Raw genomic sequence first — 21,216 nt, forward strand, 5'->3', positions numbered from 1 at the left:
GTTGGTCGAGAGGGCTTCGCGGTGATCGTTGTGGTGGTACTGATCGGCGTCGCGGTGCTCGCGGTCTTCGCCGGGCTGCACTGGTATCTGTGGCGGCGCCTGGTACGAGACACGACCGTGCCGGGGTCGGCCGGGCGGCGGCTCGGGACCGCGGTGCTGGTGACGGCCCCGCTGTTGCTGCTCGGCGCGTTCTTCGCCGAATCGGCCGGACTGCCGTTCCCGCTGGTGCGGGCCATCGCGTGGCCGGGCTATTTCTGGGGCGCGCTGTTCGTCTACCTCTTGCTGGCGCTGCTGGCGGGCGAGGTGCTGCGGCCGGTGCTGCTGCGCCTGTTCGCGCGCGAAACCGGAATGAACACAGCCACTTCGACCGAGCAGAGAGAAGAGGCCCCGGAAGCTCCTGGCACGGCGACGGAGAAGATGCCGGAATGCGTGGCCGCACCGAACACTCCGGTGCGGCAGGGACAAGAATCCGGCGACACACCAAGCACTCCGCTCGGAGCCGGTGAACTCCTCGCTGCGGCTTCGAGTGGCGAAAAGCGCTCGGCACCAAGTCCTTCGACAGCGCGAGGCCGAGACTCCGCACCGATCTCGCGGCGAATCTTCGTCTCCCGCGCAATCGCTGGAACCGCCGCGCTCACCGCGGCGACAACCGTCGGCGTCGGCGCCCACGGGGTGCTGAACGGACCGCAGGTCCAGCGGCTGACCATCCCGCTGGCCAAACTCCCCCGCTCGGCCGATGGATTCCGGATCGCCGTGGTCAGCGACGTGCACCTCGGCCCGATCCTCGGCAGGGGTTTCGCCGAGCGCGTCGTCCGCACGATCAACGACACCCAGCCCGATCTCATCGCGGTGGTCGGTGATCTGGTGGACGGCAGCGTAGAGCACCTGCGCCACGCCGTCGAACCGCTCGCCGGTCTACGCGCCAGGCACGGCGCGTACTTCGTCACCGGCAACCACGAGTACTTCTCCGGCGCGGAGGAATGGATCGAGCACGTACAGGATCTGGGACTGCGCCTGTTGGCCAACGATCGGACCGAGCTGCCCGGCTTCGACCTCGCGGGCGTCAACGACGTGCAGGGCGAACAGGTCGGGCAGGGACCGGATTTCGGCAAGGCGCTCGGCGACCGCGATCCGGCCCGCACGGCAGTGCTGCTGGCACACCAGCCGATCCAGATCCACGACGCCGTCGCGCACGGCGTCGACCTCCAACTCTCCGGGCACACCCACGGCGGCCAGCTCTGGCCGGGGAATCTCCTTGCGGAACTGGCGAATCCGACCGTCGCGGGGCTCGAGCGCTACGGCGACACCCAGCTGTACGTGACGCGCGGCGCGGGCGCGTGGGGCCCGCCCGTTCGAGTCGGCGCGCCCTCCGACATCACCGTCGTGGAGCTGGCCGCCACGCGAGCCTGACGCCCTGCGGGAATCGGCGGAGGACTACCCCGTCACTGGATCTCGAGACCGCCCGCGCCGTCGGCGCTGATACCGGCGAGTGTGCGGAGGACCGTGAGGGCGCCGTCGTGGCCATCGGGAGCCACGACGGAGAACAGGAGTCGTTGCACTTCGTCGGCTTTCGGCAGGAGCTGGGCGTACTCGCGGCGGCCGGTGCGGGTGAGGGCGATCCGGCGTTCGCGTTTGTCGGCCGGGTTGACCGACCGTTTGATCAGATTCTTCCGTTCGAGCACACCGGCGGATTGCGCCATCGTCGAAGTGTCCGTGCTGATTCGTACGGAGACCTCGTGCTGGGTCAGCGGCCCCTGCGCATAGACGACGTTGAGAATGGCGAACTGAGTTGGCGTGATCGAATCCCCGACGGTGGCGTGCCAGAGTGCGTTGTGGCGTTGATAGAGCAATCGGATCAGATGTCCAGGTGTATCCGCGAACACGTGGGGCACCAGCCGCGAGGTCAGTGATTCCATCCGCCGATTAGACCACGATCCGAGCCGCTGACACGGCCGATCTAGTCGTTCGTCCAATATCTTTGCGGCCGATTTCCGCCACACCCATACGTGTACGTACTATCTACCACCGAGGCGGTAGCAACCGAAATACGTTGTACTCCAGCGCATTTCGATGGAGAACCGAGTCACTCCACGGCGTGCGCCCCTGCTTTTGGGGTTGTCGCCATACAGCGCGCTGGTGTAGCGTTCGAAATCGGTGCGGGAAGCGGCGTCGGATCGACGGGGGTCGCAACGAATTCGCTGCCTTGGGGATCTACGTACGTGTATCGATTGCCGGACTACGGGGGTATTCGACAACTCGTGATCGAAATTCATACCGCTGGATAACTGCTTTATCTGGGTGCTCACCGACAACTCCGACCGGCGCCGTCACAAGCGGCAGGTCGAGCGTAAAAACGCGCGATCAATCGCGTCCGAAGAATCGGCCGGACCGCGAAACAGGGTTGACGAATAATCAAAGGAACCAGAGCATGACCGCCTCGAAAACAATCGACATCGAGAGACTCGACCACGAGCTACGGCCCGAACCCCGGTCGGCACCGTCCGCGCTTCCGCGACTGCTCGGCGTAGCCACCGCCAATCCGCCCGACCGCTACAGCCAACGCGAACTCGTCGACCTGTTGAACATCACCGACGCCAAGATCCGCGGCGTCTTCCTCAACGGCGGAATAGAGACGCGGTACCTGACCTTGCCGCCTCGCGATCGAGATGGCGCGTTCCGCGTCGAGACCCAGGGTGAACTGCTGGCCAAGCACCGGACCCAGGGCGTACGGACCGGTGCGGCCGCGGTCCGCGCGTGCCTTCGTCGCATCGGCAGCGATATCCGCGACGTGCGTTATCTGGTCGCCGTCACCACCACCGGTTTCCTGACACCCGGATTCAGCGCGCTGCTGATCGACGAGCTGGGGCTGGACCCGGATACGACCCGGCTCGACGTAGTCGGAATGGGATGCAACGCGGGCCTGAACGGCCTTGCCGCCGTGGCGAATTGGGCGGCAACACATCCGGACGAGCTGGCGCTGCTGGTCTGCGCGGAGGCGTGCTCGGCGGCGTACGTGTTCGACGGAACGATGCGTACGGCGGTTGTCAACAGCCTCTTCGGCGACGGGGCCGCGGCGTTGGCGGTCCGATCGGGCGGCGACACCGGCGCGCCTGGTGGCCCAGGCTCGGCTCCCGCCCCCGCGCTGTTGACGACCAGCAGCTACATGATTCGGCACGCGGTCGGCGCGATGCGCTACGACTGGGACGAGGACGCCGGGAAGTTCAGTTTCTACCTGGACAAAGAAGTGCCCTACGAGGTCGGCGCGCACGCGGAGATCGTGATCGACAAGCTCTTGCGCGGTACCGGATTGCGGCGCAGGGACATCGCGCACTGGACGGTGCACTCCGGCGGCAAGAAGGTCATCGACGCGGTGAAGATCAACCTCGGTCTGACTTCCAACGACCTGCGGCACACCTCCAGCGTGATGCGTGATTTCGGCAACCTCTCGAGTGGTTCGTTCCTGTTCTCCTATCAACGGCTGCTCGAGGAGGGCAAGGTTCGGCGCGGCGACCACGGTGTGCTCATGACCATGGGCCCCGGTTCGCAGATCGAGTCCGCGCTTCTCCAGTTCTGAAGCAGTCCAAGTCGATTCGACTCCAGGGGGTTTTCGATGACCAGTTACGAATCCACTACTCACGTACTGCCCGCGGTGATCTCCGCCGACCAGCCGCTGACCGAGGAACTACTCGCAGCGGTATCCGCGATCGCGGTGCGCGCGGAGGACGCGCCGCCGGACAAGCCGCACACCGTGGTCCTCTATGTCACGGGAACCCGCTCGGGGCAGCAGTTCTCGTGGCCCGGCCCGGTGGATATCGGCGTCGTCGGCAAGTGGGAAGCCGCGCTGCGCCGACTCGAACAGGCGCCCGCGCCGATCATCGCCGTCGTCGACGGGGACGCCTACGGACCCGCCGCGGAACTGCTGCTCGTCGCCGACTACCGCATCCTCCGGTCCGGCAGTGTTTTCGGTTTCGCCGCCACCGCTCTGGGCGTCTGGCCGTCCATGGCGCTGCATCGCCTGGTCGCCCAATACGGCGCCGGTCCGGCGCGGGCACTCGCCGTGCAGGGCCGCACACTCTCGGCCGCCGAGGCGCACGCGCAGGGTCTCGTCGACGCGGTGATCGACCACGACGCTCGATCCGAGACCACGACAGTGCAAGCGGGACTCAGGTTGTTCGAGTCGACCGCCGGTACGGAAATCGCGATCCGCCGCCGGCTGCTGCTCGACGCGACCACCACGCGTTTCGAGGACGCGCTCGGCGCGCACCTGGCGGCCGCCGACCGGTCGCTGCGGCGTCTCCGGGCGGCGTCGTGACCACCCCGCGCTCACCGTTCACCGGAGAACTCGCCCACGACAGCGCCGTGTTGCGGGACGCCGCCGCCGAATGCGACCGGACGCTGCACGAGCTCGGTCCGGTCGCGGAGCGAGACGCCGACCGGGCCGCGCGGGCGGAACGAGCCCATCGGGCGGTGCGCACGCTGCGCCGGGCATTCCTGCGCAGGCACGTGTCCGCGGTGTACCGGCGGGCGACCGACGATCTGCGCGACTCGCCGCGGCTGACCGATCTCGCGGCCGCGGCGACCGCCCGGTTCCCCGGCCTGCTGCCCGAGCCCGCGCGGCTAGCCGCCGACGCCGCGGTCGTCCAGGCACACAAGGAAGGGTGGGAGATCGATCAAGGAATCTTCTTCCACGCGGTCTTCGCCGATCCGGTTGCGGGCGAGCACCTGCTCGACGCCATGCGCCGACCGACGCTCGCCGCCGCTGTACTCCTGCCTGAATACGAGGCGACCGGCCGGGTGACGCTGCCCACGGTGACGTTGACCCGCTCCGGGCACACCGCGACACTCACGATGACCAACGTCCACTGCCTCAACGCCGAGGACAACCAGCACGTCGCCGACATGGAAACCGCGGTCGACCTGGTGCTGCTCGACCCGAGATCCAAGGTCGGCGTCGTGCGCGGCGGCGAGATGACCCATCCCCGCTATCGCGGCAAGCGCGTGTTCAGCGCGGGCATCAATCTCGCGGAGCTGCACGGAGGCAAGATCTCCTACCTCGAGTTCCTCCTCGGGCGCGAAACCGGCTATATCGCGAAGATTCTGCGCGGACTCTCCGACGACGGCGACGACTGGCCGCCCGCACCGCGCACGAAACCGTGGGTCGCCGCGGTGGACACGTTCGCGATCGGCGGCGGCGCACAACTGCTGCTCGTCTTCGACCGCGTGATCGCCGCCGCCGACAGCTACTTCAGCCTCCCCGCCGCGCAGGAAGGGATCGTGCCGGGCGCGGGCAACCTGCGGCTCGGGCGCGCGGCGACATCGCGGGTTTCGCGCGAGGTGATCCTGTGGGGCAGGAAGATTCGCGCCACCGAACCCGACGCGCGCTACATCTTCGACAGCGTCGTCGAACCCGGCGAACTCGACACCGAAATCGCCGGGGCCGCAGAACAACTCGATGCCGATGCGGTGATCGCGAACAAGCACATGATCGTAACCGCCGAGGAATCGCAGGACGCGTTCCGCCGCTACATGTCCGAGTTCGCGCTGCACCAAGCGCTGCGGCTCTACGGCCAGGATGTGCTGGCGAAAGCGTCCCGGTTCGGTGCCGCGGCGAAACCCGAGGTCGGAGCGCGGCGGTGACGCTCGGGGACCTGTCCACCGTGGTCTATCGCAAGCAGGGCCGTGTCGCCACCGTGGAACTCGACCGGCCCGAAGTCCTCAACGCGATGAACCTGCGAATGCACGCGGAGCTGGCGCGGGTATGGGATGACATCGAACGCGACGACGACATCTGGGTGGCCGTCCTCGGCGGCCGCGGCGGGCGCGCGTTCTCGGTCGGGCAGGACCTGAAGGAACTGGCCGAGCGCAATACCCGTGGCGAAGGGCACTCGACGTTCGGCAGCGCGGGCAAACCCGGGTATCCCCGCATCACCGAGCGGTTCGGATTCCCCAAGCCGCTCGTGGCCAAGGTCGCCGGATACGCGCTCGGCGGCGGCTTCGAACTGGCACTCGCCTGCGACATCGTGATCGCCGCCGACACTGCCGAATTCGGGCTCACCGAGGCCAGACTCGGCCTGATCCCCGGCGCGGGCGGGGTGTTCCGGCTGCCGCGCCAAGCGCCCTATCGGATCGCGCTGGGGCACTTGCTGACCGGGCGGCGAATGAGCGCCGCACGCGCCGCCGAGCTCGGGCTGGTCAACGAGGTCGTTCCCGTCTCCGACCTGGACGCGAGAACCGAAACCTGGGTGGCCGACATCCTCGCTTGCGCGCCGCTGTCGGTGCGTGCCATCAAGGAGGCTGCCGCCGCGTCGCTGACGACGCCGCTGCCGGACGCCTTCACCGCCACCTACCACTGGGAAACGTTGCGCGCCAACTCCGCCGACGCACAGGAGGGCCCGCGCGCGTTCATCGAGAAACGACCGCCCAACTGGACCGGTCACTGAACTACCGACCAGCCCCGGAACCGATCTGCCAGAAACAAAGGACCTATGAGTTCACCGACATCGCCCCGGCTCGGCCGCGACATCATCTTCGACTACCTGCGCGAGGTGGGCATCGAGTACGCGTTCGGCGTGCCGGGCACCCACGAAATCCCGCTGCTCGACGGAACGACCATCCCCGAGAACGGTGTCGAGTACGTACCGTGTCTGCACGAGAACATCGCCCTCGGCGCCGCCATGGGCTACGCGCGCATGTCGGGACGCCCCGGCGCCGCGATCGTGCACATCACCCCCGGCACGGCCAACATCATCGGCAACCTGTACAACGCCTACCGATCCAACATCCCGCTCATCGTGTTCTGCGGACAGCAACACAGCGATCTGCTAGTCCAGGAACCGATCCTGGCCTCGGATCTCGTCCACACGGCCGAGCAATACACCAAGTGGGCCTACGAGATCCGCAGCGTCGACGAGCTGCCGCTGGTCCTGCATCGCGCGTTCAAGGAACTCCTGGTCCCGCCGTTCCGGCCAGTATTCGTTTCGCTGCCGTGGAACTTCCTGATCGAGGCGCCCGCCATGCAGCAGCGTGGCCGGGTGACTCGCGTCGCGCACAAGGTGGCGGGCGATCCGAACGGCATCGCGGCCGCCGCCGAGCAGCTCGCGCGGGCGAAGAACCCGGTGGTTCTGGTCGGTGACGGCGTCGGCGAGGCCGATGCCTGGCCGGAGATCGAGCGACTGTCGCGAATATTGGGCGCCGCGGTCTACTCGGAGAACCAAGCCAGCCGGATGAACTACCCGAACGACCTGCCGCATTGGCAGGGGGAACTAGTGCCCACCCAGGACGGTGTGCACATGCAGCTGGCCGACTTCGACACCATCTTCCAAATCGGGGTGAACTCCCAGGCGCAGATCCTGGTGTTCCGCTGGGAGAAGGGCCCGATCATCCCGGCCGAGCTCACACAGGTGACCTTGCACAACGACCCGTGGGAGATCGGCAAGAACGCCTACGCCGAGGTCGGCGTGCTCGGTGACATCAAACGCACCCTGCCGCTGATCATCGATGCTGTCACCGGCCACGCGCAGTACGACGAAGCCGCTGTCGCACAACGTAATCGGCGGGTCGTCGAACTGGACTCCCGCCGCGACGAGGAATTCACCGCCGCCGCGGCCACCGCACTGAGCAAGGAGCCGATCCCCGACCACGTTGTGCCGATGGTGCTGGCCGAAGTGCAGAAGACCCTCGGCAAACCCCTCACGGTGATCAACGAGGACTTCGCGATCTCCGCCGCGATTCAGAAGGCGATCGCCTACGACATCCCCGACGCGTACTTCTGCACCTCCGGCGGCTCGCTCGGGTTCTCGCTGCCCGCGTCCATCGGCATCTCGCTCGCCCTCGGCGACCGGCGCTACGTCGTGACGATCGTCGGCGACGGTTCCGCGCTGTTCCACACCAATTCGTGGTGGACCATCAGCAAGTTCCAGCTTCCGGTGCTGTACCTGGTGATGAACAACCACGAATACAAGACCCTGATGACGGGGCTGTCCGCGATCGGGCAGATCTACGGTTGGCAGCCGACCAACGACGCCTGGTACCTGCGGTTGGGTCGCCCGGCCCAGGACTTCGCCGAGATCGCCGCCTCCTTCGACATTCCGGGCGAGGTGGTGACCAAGACCGGCACACTCCGCGACGCGCTGGAACGCGGATTCGAGTCGCTCGACAACGGCGAACCGTACGTCGTCGACATCCGCATCGCGTCCTCGCCCGCGCCGCCCATCGACATGCTGCTGGCCGACAAGCCCGACATCGATCCGGTGCTGATCGACCGGCTCCAGGCGATGGGTCCGCCGTGATCCGCGCCGAACACCCGAATCCGCCACACCAGCGCACGAAGAAGGACGACCGATGACCGACGCGCAGCCGAGTTCCATACCGCTGAACCGCCGCACCCTGCTCGGCGGCGCGGCCGTCGCCGCGCTCGGAGCGGCCGGCATCGGCGGGTTCCTGTTCGCCGAGAACCGCATCGGTCCGTGGCGACTGACCGCGCGCAGCGTGGTGGACCGACTACAGGAAACCGCGGGCGGCTCCTTCCCCGGCTGCCGCCGCAACCATGCCAAAGGGGTGGCCGTCGCCGGATACTTCGAGAGCAACGGCAGCGGTGTCGAGCTGTCGAAGGCTTCGGTGTTCCGTGCCGGTCGCTATCGCCTGACCGGACGGTTCTCCCTCGCGGGCGGCAACCCGCATATGCCCGACGCGCCGACCGCTCCGCGCGGACTCGGGCTGCGGCTGTTCCTGCCCAGGGGCGAGGAGTGGCGGATGGCGATGATCAACGTGCCGGTTTTCCTGGACGCCACCGCGCAAGACTTCTACGACCGAACCCTGGCGTTCGCCCCGGACCCCGCCACCGGCAAGCCCGACCCGGCCACGATGAAGCAGTACCTCGAGAGGCACCCGAAAACCGCTGCCGCGCTGGGCATCGTCGAGCAAGGCGCGCCGGCGCCGACTTTCGCCGCCTCGGCCTTCTTCGGACTCAACGCGTTCCGGTTCACCGACGGCGGCAGCACCGTCTCCGTACGCTGGCGGCTCGAACCGGACGGTCCGCCTCCGGCGACCGGACCTGGCGGCGGTGACAGCGCCCTTTTCGACGGCCTCGTCGCCGACCTGAAGGCAGGGCCGCTGCGCTGGCAGCTCGTCGTGATCGTCGGGGAGCCAGGCGATCCCACCGACGACGCGACCAGGATGTGGCCGAACGACCGCCGTGCCGTGCACGTCGGCACGGTCGTGCTGGACCGCATCGACACCGAATCGGCCGACAACGTCCAGGACGTCAACTTCGATCCGCTGGTGCTGCCCAACGGAATCGAGCCCTCCGACGATCCGCTGCTGCAAGCACGCTCCGCGGCCTACAGCGAGTCCTTCCGTCGCCGCGCCGGCGAAGCCAAACCCACCGGCGCGGTGGTGGTGCGAAAGGTCTGACGACGATGACGCTCGACCAACTCAAGCGCGATACCACCCGATTCGGCCGCACCGCCCGGGTACTGCACTGGCTCATGGCCGTCCTGATCCTGGCGATGCTCGGCATCGGCGCGGCGATGGTCGGCTATCTCGGCGACTACAGCCGGTTGCTGAGCTGGCACAAGACCATCGGCTTGGCGATCCTGGCGCTGGCGGTGATTCGCATCGCCTACCGCGTCCGTCGCAGGCCGCCACCCCAGATCGACACCATGTCCCGCCCGGAACGACTCGTCGCGACCGGCTCCGAAATCCTCCTGTACGCGCTGTTTCTGCTCCAGCCGATCGTCGGGTGGGCGCTGGTGTCGGCGTCCGGCGTCCCGAACCGTGTGCTCGGCAACCTGCGTGTTCCCGCGATCGTCCCCGCCGATCCCGAGCTGTACGCGTTGTTGCGCACCGCGCACAGTGCGCTGGCCTACCTGCTTCTGTTCGCGTTGACCGCGCACATCTGCGCGGTCCTGTTCCACGCGTTGGTCTTACGCGACGGACTGCTTCGTCGCATGACCTTCCCGTACCGCCGGTAGATGAGCGGTGCGGTCCGGCCGGTCACCGGGATCGTGCTGGCCGGTGCGACCCTGCGGGCGCCGTTGACCTGCGTCGGACCGCTGGTACCGGCCATCGCCCACGACACCGGGCTGTCGGCCGCGACGGCGGGACTGCTCACGGCGCTGCCGCTGCTGATTTTCGCGGCGGTGCCCGCGGTGGTGCTACACACCGTGCATCGCGGGGCCGAACAGCTCGTGCGGCTCGCCTTGGCCGCGCTGCTGCTGGGGATCGTGCTGCGCTCGATGCCCGGCTCGTCGGGTCTGTTCGCCGGGACCGTGGTCATCGCGGCGGCGATCGGGTACGCCAACGTGCTGCTGCCCGCGATCGTCCGCGGCACCGTCCCCGCGGCGCGGATCATGACGGTCACCGCGGGCTACATCGCGGCGATGACCGCGGCGGCCGCCGTGTCGTCCGGGATCGCGGTGCCCCTGGCCGAAAATTTGCCTGGCGGATGGCGTTCCGCGCTCGCCGCGGGAACGCTGCTGGTGATTGCCGCTCTACGGGCGTGGCCGATCACGGGATCCGCGCCGATGCCGCGGCCCGCCGCCCGCGTGCCGATGCCATGGAGCTCGGCGCTGGCCTGGCAGGTCAGCATATTCATGGGGCTGCAGGCGCTGGGGTTCTACACCACGCTCGCGTGGCTGCCGAGCGTGCTGCACGACAACGGGATATCGCCGCGCGCGGCCGGATTCGCGCTGTTCGCCGTCCAGATCCTCGGTCTGGCGGCCATCAACGCGATGCCGTGGCTGGCCCGCACGGTCTCGGCCAAACGGCGCCTCGCGGTGGCGGCCAGCGCGGTCGAAGCCACGGGGTTCCTGCTGCTGGCGCTCGCGCCCGGCGCGACGCCATTGGCGATCGGTCTGCTCGGCATCGGGTCCGGGGCCTGCCTCGCTTCGGCGATGGCATTCCAGAGCGAACGAGCCACCGACGCGGGCGACGCCACCGCCCTCGCGGCCATGGCCCAAACCGTCGGCTTCGCCCTCGCCGCCCTCGGACCGGTCCTCCTCGGCGTCCTCCGCGACCACACCCGAAGCTGGGGTCCCGCCCTGCTCGCCCTCGCCGCCGCCACGGCCCTGCAGGCGTTCACAGCCGCGGGCGCGGGACGCCACGAAACCGTGCGGCACTAGGCGTACCGGGCACTCCCCGGCTACCGCCCCGGGCGGCGAATCACGCTGCGACGCTGTGTAATCCGACCGTCGCGCGGCTCGAGCGGTACGGCGACACCCAGCTGTACGTGACGCGCGGCGCGGGCGCCTGGGGTCCGCCCGTGCGGGTCGGCGCGCCCTCCGACATCACCGTCGTAGAGCTGGCCGCCGCACGTGCCTGACACACCGCCGTCGGGGATGGCGCGTCGCCGAGGAAACCCCGCGCACCGCACGGGCGAGGTATACGATTCGGCAGGCGCCGCGAAAGGCACGCGGCGCGAGGATCGATGGAGGACCACGTGTCCGATGTGTTCGACCCTGTCGCGACCGATCTCGGCGCGAACGGTGGCGGGGCTGGACTGCTCTCGGAGCTGGTGGAGCACCTCAGACAGAACAGGACGGCGCTGCGCGAGGAGTGGGCGCGGCTGATCACCGAGGCTCAGCTGCTGACCGCGATGACCGCCGAGGAGATGTTCTCCGAGGTCACCTCGGTCTACGACAACTACGTGGCGGTGCTGGCGACCGGTTCGGTCGAGGCGCTCCAGGACTACGCGCGCGACCTGTCCGAGCGCATCATCCCGCGCGGGGTCGAGACCGACGAAGTGCTCGGTATCGTGCTGCTGCTGCGAGATGTGCTGGCCCGCTCGCTGTTCGAGAAGTACCAGTCCGATTTCGACCTGTTGAACCGGGTGCTGGACGCCTACGAGCCCGCGGCAAACCGCATCGCGAGCACCGTGGCGATCTCGTTCGTCGAGGAACGCGAGCGCATCATCCGCCAGCAGCAGGAAGCCATCCGCGAGCTGTCCACCCCGGTGCTCCAGGTCCGCGAGCAGCTGCTGATCCTGCCGATCATCGGCGTGCTGGACGGTCAGCGCGCGCGCCAGCTCACCGAACAGCTGCTGCGCGCGATCAGGAACAACCGCGCCAAGGTGGTCGTCATCGACATCACCGGTGTGCCGACGATCGACTCCACCGTCGCCAACCACCTGGTGCAGACCGTCGACGCCTCCGGCCTGATGGGCGCCAACGTGATCATCACCGGCCTGTCCTCGGAGATCGCGCTGACCCTGGTCACCATCGGCCTGGACCTGTCGAAGATGAACGCGGTCGGCGACCTGCAAGGCGGTATCGAGGAAGCCGAACGCCTGCTCGGCTACGAGGTGAGCCGCAGCGGCGAGCAGGCGGCGCCCGCGAACTGACCGGTCGCGGTCAGCCATCCCCGTCGCGGCCGTAACCGAGCCGCACGTCGTGCACGGCCTCGCCGCCCGACACCGTCACCCGGCTGGTCACCGGCGGATATCCGCGCGCGACAACGGTGTACTGCCCCTCCGCCAGGTCGGGGACGACGTACCTGCCGTCGGCGTCGGTGCGCGCGGTGGCCGTCAGATCGCCCGCCATGTCCAGCAGCATGATCTGCACATCGGGCACCACCCGGCCGTCGGCCAGCGCCGATCCCGCGAGCACGGCGTTGGGTTCCATGTCGATGTCGTGGCGGAGCAGGCCGCTGTCCGGCACGGTGAGCGTGGTCGCGTGCGGGCGCATGTGCTCGGCGAGCGCGACCATCGTGTAGGTGCCGGAGACCACCCCGTGGCAGACGAAGGCGCCGTCGTCCGCGGTGACCGTCGCCCCGACGACCTCGCCGTGCCGATCGGTCAGCGTCACGGTGGCGCCGCCGAGCGGTTTGCCGCTGACCGCCGATCTGACCGTTCCGGAGACGGTGCCCGACCCCATCAGCTTCACGTCGAGTTCCTGCGGCCAGGAGCCCGCCACGACGCTGACCGCCGTCGGTTGGTGCCCGGCCGCTGCCGCGATCAGCACGTAGGTGCTCGCGTCGGGCACGTCGATGGAATAGCCGCCATTGGCGTCGCCCACGGCCCTGGCGACCTGACGTCCGCCCTTGTCGATCAGCGTCAGCGCGGCCTCGGGCACCGGATGCCCGTCCTCGTGCTGGATGCGGCCGAACAGCGAGCGGGATTCCGCCGCGGCGGCGAGCACCGGTTCCGGTTCGGAGAAGACCTCAGCCGCGCCCGCCCAGACCTGCGACTCCTCCCAGCTCGACGAACCGTCCGGACCCGGCTCGGGCACGATCGGATCGTCTTGCAGTGGAATCTCTTTCATGAACATCAGCACAACGCCCGCCAGCACCGCGACCGCCGCGGCGACGTAGAACACGCCCGCCATCGCGTCGGTGAAGCCGATCAGGATCGGCGCGCGCAGATCCTCGGGCATGGCGGCGAGTTCGCCGGTGTCGCTCTGCAACTCGCCGAGCCGGGCGGTGTCGAAGCCCTCCGGCAGTTGCCCGCCGAAGGCGTCGACGATCCGGCCGGGCAGCAAGTTGAACAGGATGGTCAGGAAGATCGCGACGCCGAGCGTGCCGCCCATCTGACGGAAGAAGGTGGCGGCCGCGGTCGAGACGCCCATGTCGGTGCGCGGTCCCGCGTTCTGCGCGGCGATGATCAGCGTCTGCATGCACGCGCCGAGGCCGCAGCCGATCACGCCGCCGTACAGCAGCGGCTCCCACAGCGGGCTGTCGTAGAGCACCCTGCCGTGCAACGCCGCGCCGAGCGCGATCAGGAAGCACCCGGCGACCGGCAGGATCTTGTACTTGCCGGTGAGCTTGGTGATGATTCCGGCGATCTGCGCGCCGATCATGATGCCGACCACGAGCGGCAGCATCAGCAGACCGGCCTTCGTCGGCGAATATCCGCGCGCCACTTGGTAATACAGCGGCACGAGCACGATCGCGCCGAACATCGCGATGCCGACGACGAAGCCACCGACGATGGACACGCTGAACGTGGAGTTACGGAACAACCGCAGCGGGATCAGCGCCGCGTCCTTCATCAGGAACTCGACGAGCACGAACAGCGCCAGCCCCGCCGCGCCGACGCCGTAGCAGACGAGCGCGCGGTCCGAGCTCCAGCCCCATTCCCTGCCCTGCTCGGCGACGATCAGCAGCGGCACAACGCATATGGTGAGCGTCAGCGCGCCGAACCAGTCGATGCGGTGCGGCTGGCGCTGGTGCGGCACATCGAGCACCTTGGCGACCACCACGAACGCGAGTATGCCGATGGGCACGTTCACCAGGAACACCCAACGCCAGCCCTCCAGGCCCGCGAGCTCGTCGTAACCGGAGAACAGCCCGCCGAGCACCGGCCCGAGCACGGTGGAGGCACCGAACACCACCATGAAATAGCCCTGATACCGGACCCTTTCGCGGGCGGGGACGATATCGCCGACGATGGTGAAGGCCAGCGACATCAGGCCGCCCGCGCCGAGTCCCTGGAAGGCGCGGAACGCGGCGAGCTCGTACATCGAGGTGGCGAACGTGCACGCCACCGAGCCGATCACGAACAGTCCGATCGCGATGAGATACCACGGTTTACGGCCGTAGATGTCGGCGAGTTTGCCGTAGAGCGGCGTGGTGATAGTCGCGGTGATCAGATAAGCCGTTGTCGCCCAGGCCTGTTCGTCGAATCCGTTCAGGCTGTTGGCGATCGGCACGATCGCGACGCTCACGATGTTCTGGTCCAGCGCGGCGAGGAAGATGCCGAGCAGCAGGCCGGAGATGATGGTGAGAATCTGCCGATGCGACAGTCGCGCGCCTGCCGCGGCCGCCAGGTCCGGCTTCGGCGCCGGAGCCTGGGTGGTCGTATTGGTCATGTAGATGCCCTGGTTCTGATCGTCCAACGGTTGCGATCTTGCGTTCGAAACAAAGCGCATCCGGCGACCGCACGCGTCCCGCGCGCGACCAAGCCCTGCGCCACAAGCGATCTGCTCTGTCGTACTGATAGATCAAGGGGATGCTGCGACCCGGCGAGCTTACCGGTGGGCCGCGCGGGCTCGCTATCGAGGCCGAGCGGTCCGCGTCGTGACGCGGGCGCGGCGATTGCTGTTCATTCGCCGCAGGCGGTATCCTTGACCTTCGATACCAACGAGTCTCATAATCTCGCTCTCGGCTAGTGGATGGCAGCACCAAACCCCGTTCGGACCGGCAGGGTGGGCGATCGCCGGTTTCGGCGGGTTCCAAGCAATGTGGACACCGACCGCGCGTCGTTCGTCGAACGGGGATTCGCATGGACGAGAACAACACCATGGTGGGCGATCCGGAGCAGGCGGCCGAGCGGTACCGTTCGCTGGTCGAACACTCCCCCGATGCCATATGCGTACACGAAGGCGGCGTCGTCGTCTATCTCAATCCGGCCGGGGTTCGCCTGCTGGCGGCCAAGTCCGCGCACGAGATCGTCGGACGCCAGGTCAGCGACTTCGTCGCACCCGATTCGGTCGCCTCGACACTGGCCAGGATCGAGGGTTCGCGCAGTACCGGCGACGCGTCCAAGCGGGCGGTCCTCACCTTGCTGCGCGCCGACGGGGCCCGCATCCCGGTGCAGACCGTCTCGGTGCTCACCATCTGGCAGGGCAAACGCGCCTACCAGGTGGTGCTGCACGATCTGAGCGCCCAGCACGCGGCCGAGCAGGCCCAGCGCCGGGCCGAACAGCACTTCACCGCGATCGTCTCGCAACTGGAGGAGGGCGTCGTCGTGATAAGCAGGCAGGGCATGATCGAGTCGATCAACCCCGCCGCGCTGCGCATATTCGGTTGTCGCGGTGTGCAACTCGTCGGCGCCCGGTTCGACGCGCTGCCGTTGCGCATGGTCGACACCGACGGTGTTCCGCTGCCCGCCACTCGTCATCCGGTCGCGCGCACCATGGCGACCGGCGAGCCGATCAGCCGCTTCGTCTTCGGCGTGGACGGCACCGACCATCACCGCCGCTGGCTGGCCGGCAACTGCCGTCTGCTCAATCCGACCGACCGGAAATCACCAGTGGTCAGCTCGTTCACCGACATCACCGCCACCAGGGCCAGCCAACGCGAGTTGCAGTACCAGGCAACGCACGACGGGCTGACCGGGCTGCTGAACCGGCCGACCATCCTGCACGATCTCGACACGGCCCTCGCCCATCCGGCGGGCGGCCCGCTGTCGGCCGTGCTGTTCGTCGACCTCGACGGGTTCAAGGCCATCAACGACTCGCACGGGCACGTGGTCGGCGATGTCGTCCTGCAAATCGTCGCCCAGCGACTGCTCCGCGCGGTGCGCCGCGGCGATCTGGTCGGCAGGCTCGGCGGCGACGAGTTCCTCGTCCTGCTCGGCGAACACGACGTCGGCCCGGAGGCGGTCATTCAGCGGCTCGCCGCCTCGGTGGCCGAACCGATTGTCGCCCATGGACATCGGCTCACGGTCCGGGCCTCGATCGGTGTCACGATGATCGTGCCCGGCGATCCGCGCACCGCCACCGAGATCCTGCACGACGCCGACACCGCGATGTACCACCAGAAGGGCAATTCCACGCAGCTGGACGCAGTCCACCGATAGCCCCCGCACGACCGGAGCGAAGGCGGAGGTTCGCCGATTCCACGCAGGCGGACGCAGTCCGTCTACAGCCCGCGCGCGGCCGGAGCGAAGGCGGAGGGTACGCCCGTGGCGAGCGGGTGACCGGTCAGGCGGTGTCGTTCGCCGGGTAGAGCCGGTGGATGGTGAGCGCCGCGGCGAGCATCCGCGAGTTGGTGGGGTCGGCGGGATCGATGCCGGTGAGCTCGGCGATGCGGCGCAGCCGATAACTGAACGTGTTCGGGTGCACGTGCAGGCGCGCGGCGGCGGCCTTGCGGTCCGAGCCGTACTCCAGGTGGGCCTCCAGCGCCTCGAGCAGGTGCGGGTTGTTCAGCAGCGGGGCGATGCGCTGGGCGAGCCGGTCGCGCGCCGCGCCCGGCCTGGTGAGCTGGTACTCGAGCAGCAGGTCGTCCAGGTGGTAACGGCCGGTCGGGCGGTTGAGCAGCCGGGCCAGGGTCGCCACCTCGGCCGCCTGCTCCGCGGAGCCGGGCAGATCCGCGCGGAGGACGCCGCGGGACTCGGCGAGATACACCGGGGTGCCGAACTGCTCGGCGAGCTCGGTGGCGAGTCCGCGATGGCGCGCGGCATCGGCAGCGGCGGACTCGGAGTGGTTGGGCAGCAAGGCGATTCCGGTCCCGCCGTCGAAGGTGACCAGTGCGGTGCCGTTGCTGAGCGAGTCCAGCGTGCGGTGCAGAATGCGAATGCGGCGGCGGGCGAGCAGGTCGGCGACCGAGTTGTGCTGCTCGTCCGGGCGCAGGTGGATGGCGAGAACGGTGTAGCGGTCGGTCAGCGGGGTGTCCGCGCGGGCGGCGAGTTCGTCGGCGGGTTGGCCGCGCAGCAGGGCGGCGCAGAGTTCGCGGCGCGCCTCGCGCTCGGCGTTGTAGATGGACTGCTCGACCTCGGTGTAGGTCTCCACGACGGTGATGTTGATGTGCATCAGCAGGTCGAGCAGCCGCGAGCCGACGACGACAAGTTCGTCCTTCTCGTCGAGGCTGGCGAGCGCGGCGGCCTCGGCGAGCACCGACTGCGCGGAGCCGTGGATGGCCTCGATCAGGATCGCCAGCGGGAAGCGGTCCTCGGCGTGCCGTTCGGCGACCGGCACCACGAACGCCGCGACCTCGGCCCTGCTGAACGCGCGCTCCTCGCCGATGGCCTGGAGCACGGCGCGTCCGCAGGCGTAGATGGTGGGTAGTACTTCGGCGGTGAAATGACCAGCGGGCAGCTCGGCGGCGGGAGGTGTGGCACCGAGGCCCGCGGCGAGCATCCGCTCGGCGATCTGGGGCCACCTGGTCAGCAATCGGGCCACCAGGGGGAGGTCCCCGGTCACCGGGGGTGAAGCGACAGCCATGGGCCGATTGTTGCCGACGACAGGGTTCGCGACAACGTATCGGTCGCGACCGCCAAGAACTTTGTCGCTGACGACAAGGGCCTCTCGATTTTCTTTTTCCGGCCGTGCAGTGACGACTTGGACCATCCGGTCTTTAATTTTCATTATCGCCTCCGCGAGATGGCGCGCGTCACACCGTGGGTTCAATTGTGTTCTGCGCCACATCGATTCACCGGGGGCGGATCCGAGCGGATGGGAAGTACGGAAATGTTTGCAACGAAGCAACGAGGCATGCGCGCGCTCGCCTGCGCCGCGATGATCGCGGGTCTGGCGCTGGCCCAGGGATCCGGCGCGGGGGTGACGATGGCGGACCCGGCCGTGGAGGGGAGTGCCGAGTCCGCCGCCCAGGCGCTGGCCGACACCATCACCGCGGGGCTCCTGCCCGCGGCCGACGGCAGGCAGCCGAAGGCGATCGTCGACACCGGCAGCAGTGGCTCGGACTGGGCCAAGAGCACCTCTTCGGCGGCCGTCGGGGAGGGCCCGCAGATGTCCGCGGCGCTCGCCGCGTTCGCCTACGGGCTCACCCATCCCGACGCCGCGCCGTCCGGAGCCAACCGGTGGGACTGCAAGCCGAGCGCCGCGCATCCCCGCCCGGTGGTGCTGCTGCACGGCACCTGGCTCAACGCCTACGACACCTTCGCCTACATGTCGCCACGACTGGCGCAGGCCGGATACTGCGTCTTCGCCTTCAATTTCGGCCGCTCCGGGCTGATGGAGGGCGGCGGCCTCGGTACCGTGCTGCCCGGTCGCTTCGGCGTGGGCCCGATGGAGGAATCCTCGCGCCAGGTCGCCCAATTCGTCGAGCAGGTGCGCGCCGCGACCGGCGCGGAGAAGGTCGACATCATCGGGCACTCGCAAGGTGGCACGGTAGCCAACCGGTACCTGAAGTTCGATGGCGGCGAGGGCAAGGTCGACAAGCTGATCACCTTCGGCGCCACCCACCACGGCACCTCGCTGATGGGCATAGCCTCGCTCGGGCGCGCGATCAACAACCTCGGCGTCAACATCCTGGGCTTCTACGAGCCCATCGTCGGGCTCTCCAACATCCAGCAGGCCGTCGGTTCCGCGTTCTACGCGGCACTGAACGCCAACGGCGACACCGTCCCCGGGGTGGCCTACACCGCGGTCGGCTCGCGCTACGACGAGGTCACCAACCCCTACGACTGGACCTTCCTGCGCCCCGGCCCCGACGCCACGGTCGACAACATCACCTTGCAGGCGGGTTGCGAGCAGGACGTCTCCGACCACCTGACGATGATGTACTCCCCCCGCTCCACCTCGATCGCGCTGCGCGCACTCGACCCGACCGCCCCGGCGGACCTGGCGTGCACCTTCAACCCGTGGCTTATCGGCGGTGGCGGCAGCCTCTGAGTTGGCCGGTAGCTTACGACGCCAAATCCCTGGCGATGACCAAGCGCTGAATCTGGTTGGTGCCCTCGAAGATCTGGGTGATCTTGGCTTCGCGCATGTAGCGCTCGACCGGGAAGTCCTGGGTGTAGCCATAGCCACCGAAGACCTGCACCGCGTCGGTGGTGACCTTCATGGCGGCGTCGGTGGCGACCAGCTTGGCGACGCTGGCCTGCCGCGAATAGGGCAGGCCCGCGTCGCGGCGGCGGGCGGCGTCGAGGTAGGTGGCGCGGGCGGAGTCCACGGCGGCGGCCATGTCGGCGAGGACGAAGCCGAGGCCCTGATGGTCGATGATGCGGCGGCCGAACGCCTCACGCTCCTTGGCGTAGGCCACCGCGTCGTCCAGGGCGCGTTGCGCGAGGCCGGTCGCCACGGCGGCGATGCCGAGACGTCCGGAGTCCAAGGCGCTGAACGCGATCGAGAGACCCTGGCCGTCGGCGCCGATCAATCGTTCGGCGGGCAGGAACGCCCCGTCGTAGGCCGCTGTCGTGGTCGGCACCGCGCGCAGGCCCATCTTCTCCTCGGGTTTGCCGAAGCTCAGGCCCTCGGTGTCCGCGGGGACCAGGAAACAGGAGACGCCGCGAGACCCTTCGCCGGTGCGCGCGAACAGGGTGTAGTAATCCGCCCGTCCGCCGTTGGTGATCCAGGATTTGGTGCCCTCGATCCGGTACCCGCCCTCGACCGCGGTGGCCTTGCAGCGTAGCGCCGCCGCGTCCGAACCGGCGTGCGCCTCGGAGAGGCTGTACGCGCCGATCATGGTGCCGGACAACATCTCCGGCAGCCACCGCCGCTGCTGCTCGGGCGTGCCGAAGACGAAAAGCGGGTGGCAGGAGAGGCTGTGCACGCTGACCGCCACCGCGACCGCCGCCCACCGCGCGGCCAGCTCCTCGAGCACCTGCAGGTACACCTCGTAGGGCTGACCGCCGCCGCCGAAAGCCTCCGGGTAGGGCAGGCTGAGCAGCCCGGCCGCGCCCAGCGCGCGGAACGCTTCCTCAGGGTACTTCTGCTGTTTCTCGAACTCCGCCGCGTTCGGCTCGAGCACCTTGTCGGCGATCTCCCTGGTGAGCTCGATCAGATCGCGCGCTTCCTCGGTGGGCAGCAGTCGGTCGACAGGCATCTCATCATCTCCGCGGCGGGGGTGGTCGGCTTGCCAACACATTATGACCAACATCCAATTGCATGCAAGACAGCATGTACTTTCCAGCCGTTATACTGCACGAATGGTTTCCGATCTGCCGCCGAACAAGCACCAGGAGAAGAGTCTGCGGACGCGGGCGCTGCTGCTGGACGCGGCGATCGACAGCCTCGCCGAGGTGGGCTACGGCGGCGCCTCCATCGCCGACATCACCGCGCGCGCGGGCGTCACCCGGGGCGCCCAGCTGCACCACTTCCACACCCGCCAGGAGCTGTTCGCCCAGACCATCGGGCACCTCACCGAGCGCCAGCGCCAAGCGCTGCACCGCCGCCTGCGCACGCTGGCCGAAGATCTCACCGCAGGGACAATCCTCGTCGAGCTGGTGACCGCCACTTTCGCGGGCAAACTCGGCCGCGCCTGCGTCGAGCTCTACGTCGGCATCGCCAACGACCGCGAGCTGCGCCGCGAAATGCTGCGTGTGCAGCACGATCTCACCGTCGAACTGCTCGACCGCTGCGCCGAGCTCGTCGGCCCGGACATCCCCCGCGCCCGCCTCGACTCCGCCTTCTGGCTCACCATCAACCTCGTGCGCGGCGCGACCCTCGACGAGATGGTCGGCCGCGACCGCGCCCGTCGCAAGCAGGTGCTCGCCGACTGGACCGAGCTCGCCGAGCTGGCCCTGCGGCGGGAGTGAGCCACGAACCGGCACGGCTGGCCGGAAATGTGGATTTCTTGGCCGCAGGTCTGTCCTGTCAGCGC

General features: G+C 68.5%; 17 protein-coding genes and 1 pseudogene. 14 read left to right on the forward strand and 4 right to left on the reverse strand.

Translation table 11 applies throughout. The annotated features are described in order from the left end of the window. Positions 1 to 21 precede the first annotated feature (21 nt). Positions 22 to 1,410: a metallophosphoesterase gene (locus tag T333_RS18490; protein ID WP_496425228.1), complete on the forward strand. Its 1,389-nt coding sequence runs from the start codon at positions 22 to 24 to the stop codon at positions 1,408 to 1,410. Positions 1,411 to 1,442: 32 nt separating this feature from the next. Here the strand turns inward: T333_RS18490 and T333_RS18495 are convergent, their stop codons facing one another. Then, positions 1,443 to 1,916: a MarR family winged helix-turn-helix transcriptional regulator gene (locus T333_RS18495; protein ID WP_355001006.1), complete on the reverse strand. Its 474-nt coding sequence runs from the start codon at positions 1,914 to 1,916 to the stop codon at positions 1,443 to 1,445. A 512-nt stretch (positions 1,917 to 2,428) separates the two neighbouring features. Between T333_RS18495 and dpgA the strand changes: the two genes are divergently transcribed. From dpgA to T333_RS18545, 10 genes and pseudogenes are all read left to right on the forward strand, one after another. After that, positions 2,429 to 3,574 carry a 3,5-dihydroxyphenylacetyl-CoA synthase DpgA gene (gene dpgA, locus T333_RS18500; protein ID WP_496425229.1) on the forward strand — a complete coding sequence of 382 codons (1,146 nt, stop codon included), beginning with the start codon at positions 2,429 to 2,431 and terminating at the stop codon, positions 3,572 to 3,574. Positions 3,575 to 3,610: 36 nt separating this feature from the next. Continuing rightward, entirely contained in the window at positions 3,611 to 4,312 is a 702-nt protein-coding gene (gene dpgB, locus T333_RS18505; protein WP_357252393.1) for an enoyl-CoA-hydratase DpgB, read from the forward strand. Continuing rightward, positions 4,309 to 5,637 carry a (3,5-dihydroxyphenyl)acetyl-CoA 1,2-dioxygenase DpgC gene (dpgC, locus tag T333_RS18510; RefSeq protein WP_496425230.1) on the forward strand — a complete coding sequence of 443 codons (1,329 nt, stop codon included), beginning with the start codon at positions 4,309 to 4,311 and terminating at the stop codon, positions 5,635 to 5,637. Before dpgB ends, dpgC begins: the two co-directional genes overlap by 4 nt. Further along, positions 5,634 to 6,440, forward strand: a complete 807-nt coding sequence (gene dpgD / locus T333_RS18515) for an enoyl-CoA-hydratase DpgD (RefSeq protein ID WP_496425231.1) — start codon at positions 5,634 to 5,636, stop codon at positions 6,438 to 6,440. Before dpgC ends, dpgD begins: the two co-directional genes overlap by 4 nt. 45 nt (positions 6,441 to 6,485) lie before the next feature. Continuing rightward, positions 6,486 to 8,288 (forward strand): thiamine pyrophosphate-binding protein, encoded by a 1,803-nt coding sequence (locus tag T333_RS18520; protein WP_496425232.1) that lies wholly within the window; start codon positions 6,486 to 6,488, stop codon positions 8,286 to 8,288. A 52-nt stretch (positions 8,289 to 8,340) separates the two neighbouring features. Continuing rightward, the gene (locus T333_RS18525; RefSeq protein ID WP_496425233.1) at positions 8,341 to 9,411 is read left to right on the forward strand and encodes a catalase family peroxidase; all 1,071 of its coding nucleotides are present in this window, start codon (positions 8,341 to 8,343) and stop codon (positions 9,409 to 9,411) included. A gap of 5 nt (positions 9,412 to 9,416) precedes the next feature. After that, entirely contained in the window at positions 9,417 to 9,971 is a 555-nt protein-coding gene (locus tag T333_RS18530; RefSeq protein WP_496425234.1) for a cytochrome b, read from the forward strand. After that, complete coding sequence (locus T333_RS18535) at positions 9,972 to 11,120, forward strand: MFS transporter (protein WP_355001014.1); 1,149 nt, start codon at positions 9,972 to 9,974, stop codon at positions 11,118 to 11,120. Positions 11,121 to 11,173: 53 nt separating this feature from the next. Beyond that, positions 11,174 to 11,320 (forward strand): annotated as a pseudogene (locus T333_RS18540) (metallophosphoesterase); the annotation flags it as partial. A 105-nt stretch (positions 11,321 to 11,425) separates the two neighbouring features. Further along, positions 11,426 to 12,337, forward strand: a complete 912-nt coding sequence (locus T333_RS18545) for an STAS domain-containing protein (protein ID WP_496425235.1) — start codon at positions 11,426 to 11,428, stop codon at positions 12,335 to 12,337. A 10-nt stretch (positions 12,338 to 12,347) separates the two neighbouring features. Here T333_RS18545 and T333_RS18550 read toward each other — a convergent pair whose 3' ends face one another. Next, the gene (locus tag T333_RS18550; protein ID WP_496425327.1) at positions 12,348 to 14,801 is read right to left on the reverse strand and encodes an MFS transporter; all 2,454 of its coding nucleotides are present in this window, start codon (positions 14,799 to 14,801) and stop codon (positions 12,348 to 12,350) included. 413 nt (positions 14,802 to 15,214) lie between these two features. Between T333_RS18550 and T333_RS18555 the strand changes: the two genes are divergently transcribed. Continuing rightward, positions 15,215 to 16,513, forward strand: a complete 1,299-nt coding sequence (locus tag T333_RS18555; RefSeq protein ID WP_496425236.1) for a diguanylate cyclase domain-containing protein — start codon at positions 15,215 to 15,217, stop codon at positions 16,511 to 16,513. A 124-nt stretch (positions 16,514 to 16,637) separates the two neighbouring features. On the opposite strand, the gene T333_RS18560 is transcribed toward T333_RS18555, so the two are convergent. Beyond that, positions 16,638 to 17,876, reverse strand: coding sequence for a PucR family transcriptional regulator (locus T333_RS18560; protein ID WP_355001018.1), 1,239 nt, complete (start codon positions 17,874 to 17,876; stop codon positions 16,638 to 16,640). 270 nt (positions 17,877 to 18,146) lie between these two features. Here T333_RS18560 and T333_RS18565 point away from each other — a divergent pair, with 270 nt between their 5' ends. Then, positions 18,147 to 19,286, forward strand: a complete 1,140-nt coding sequence (locus T333_RS18565; protein ID WP_496425237.1) for an esterase/lipase family protein — start codon at positions 18,147 to 18,149, stop codon at positions 19,284 to 19,286. A 13-nt stretch (positions 19,287 to 19,299) separates the two neighbouring features. Here the strand turns inward: T333_RS18565 and T333_RS18570 are convergent, their stop codons facing one another. After that, positions 19,300 to 20,439 (reverse strand): acyl-CoA dehydrogenase family protein, encoded by a 1,140-nt coding sequence (locus tag T333_RS18570; RefSeq protein ID WP_355001020.1) that lies wholly within the window; start codon positions 20,437 to 20,439, stop codon positions 19,300 to 19,302. Between the two features lie 103 nt (positions 20,440 to 20,542). On the opposite strand from T333_RS18570, the gene T333_RS18575 reads away from it, so the two are divergent. Continuing rightward, positions 20,543 to 21,151 (forward strand): TetR/AcrR family transcriptional regulator, encoded by a 609-nt coding sequence (locus tag T333_RS18575; RefSeq protein ID WP_496425238.1) that lies wholly within the window; start codon positions 20,543 to 20,545, stop codon positions 21,149 to 21,151. Positions 21,152 to 21,216 lie beyond the last annotated feature (65 nt).

It is taken from the genome of Nocardia sp. CNS-044 (assembly GCF_059570515.1).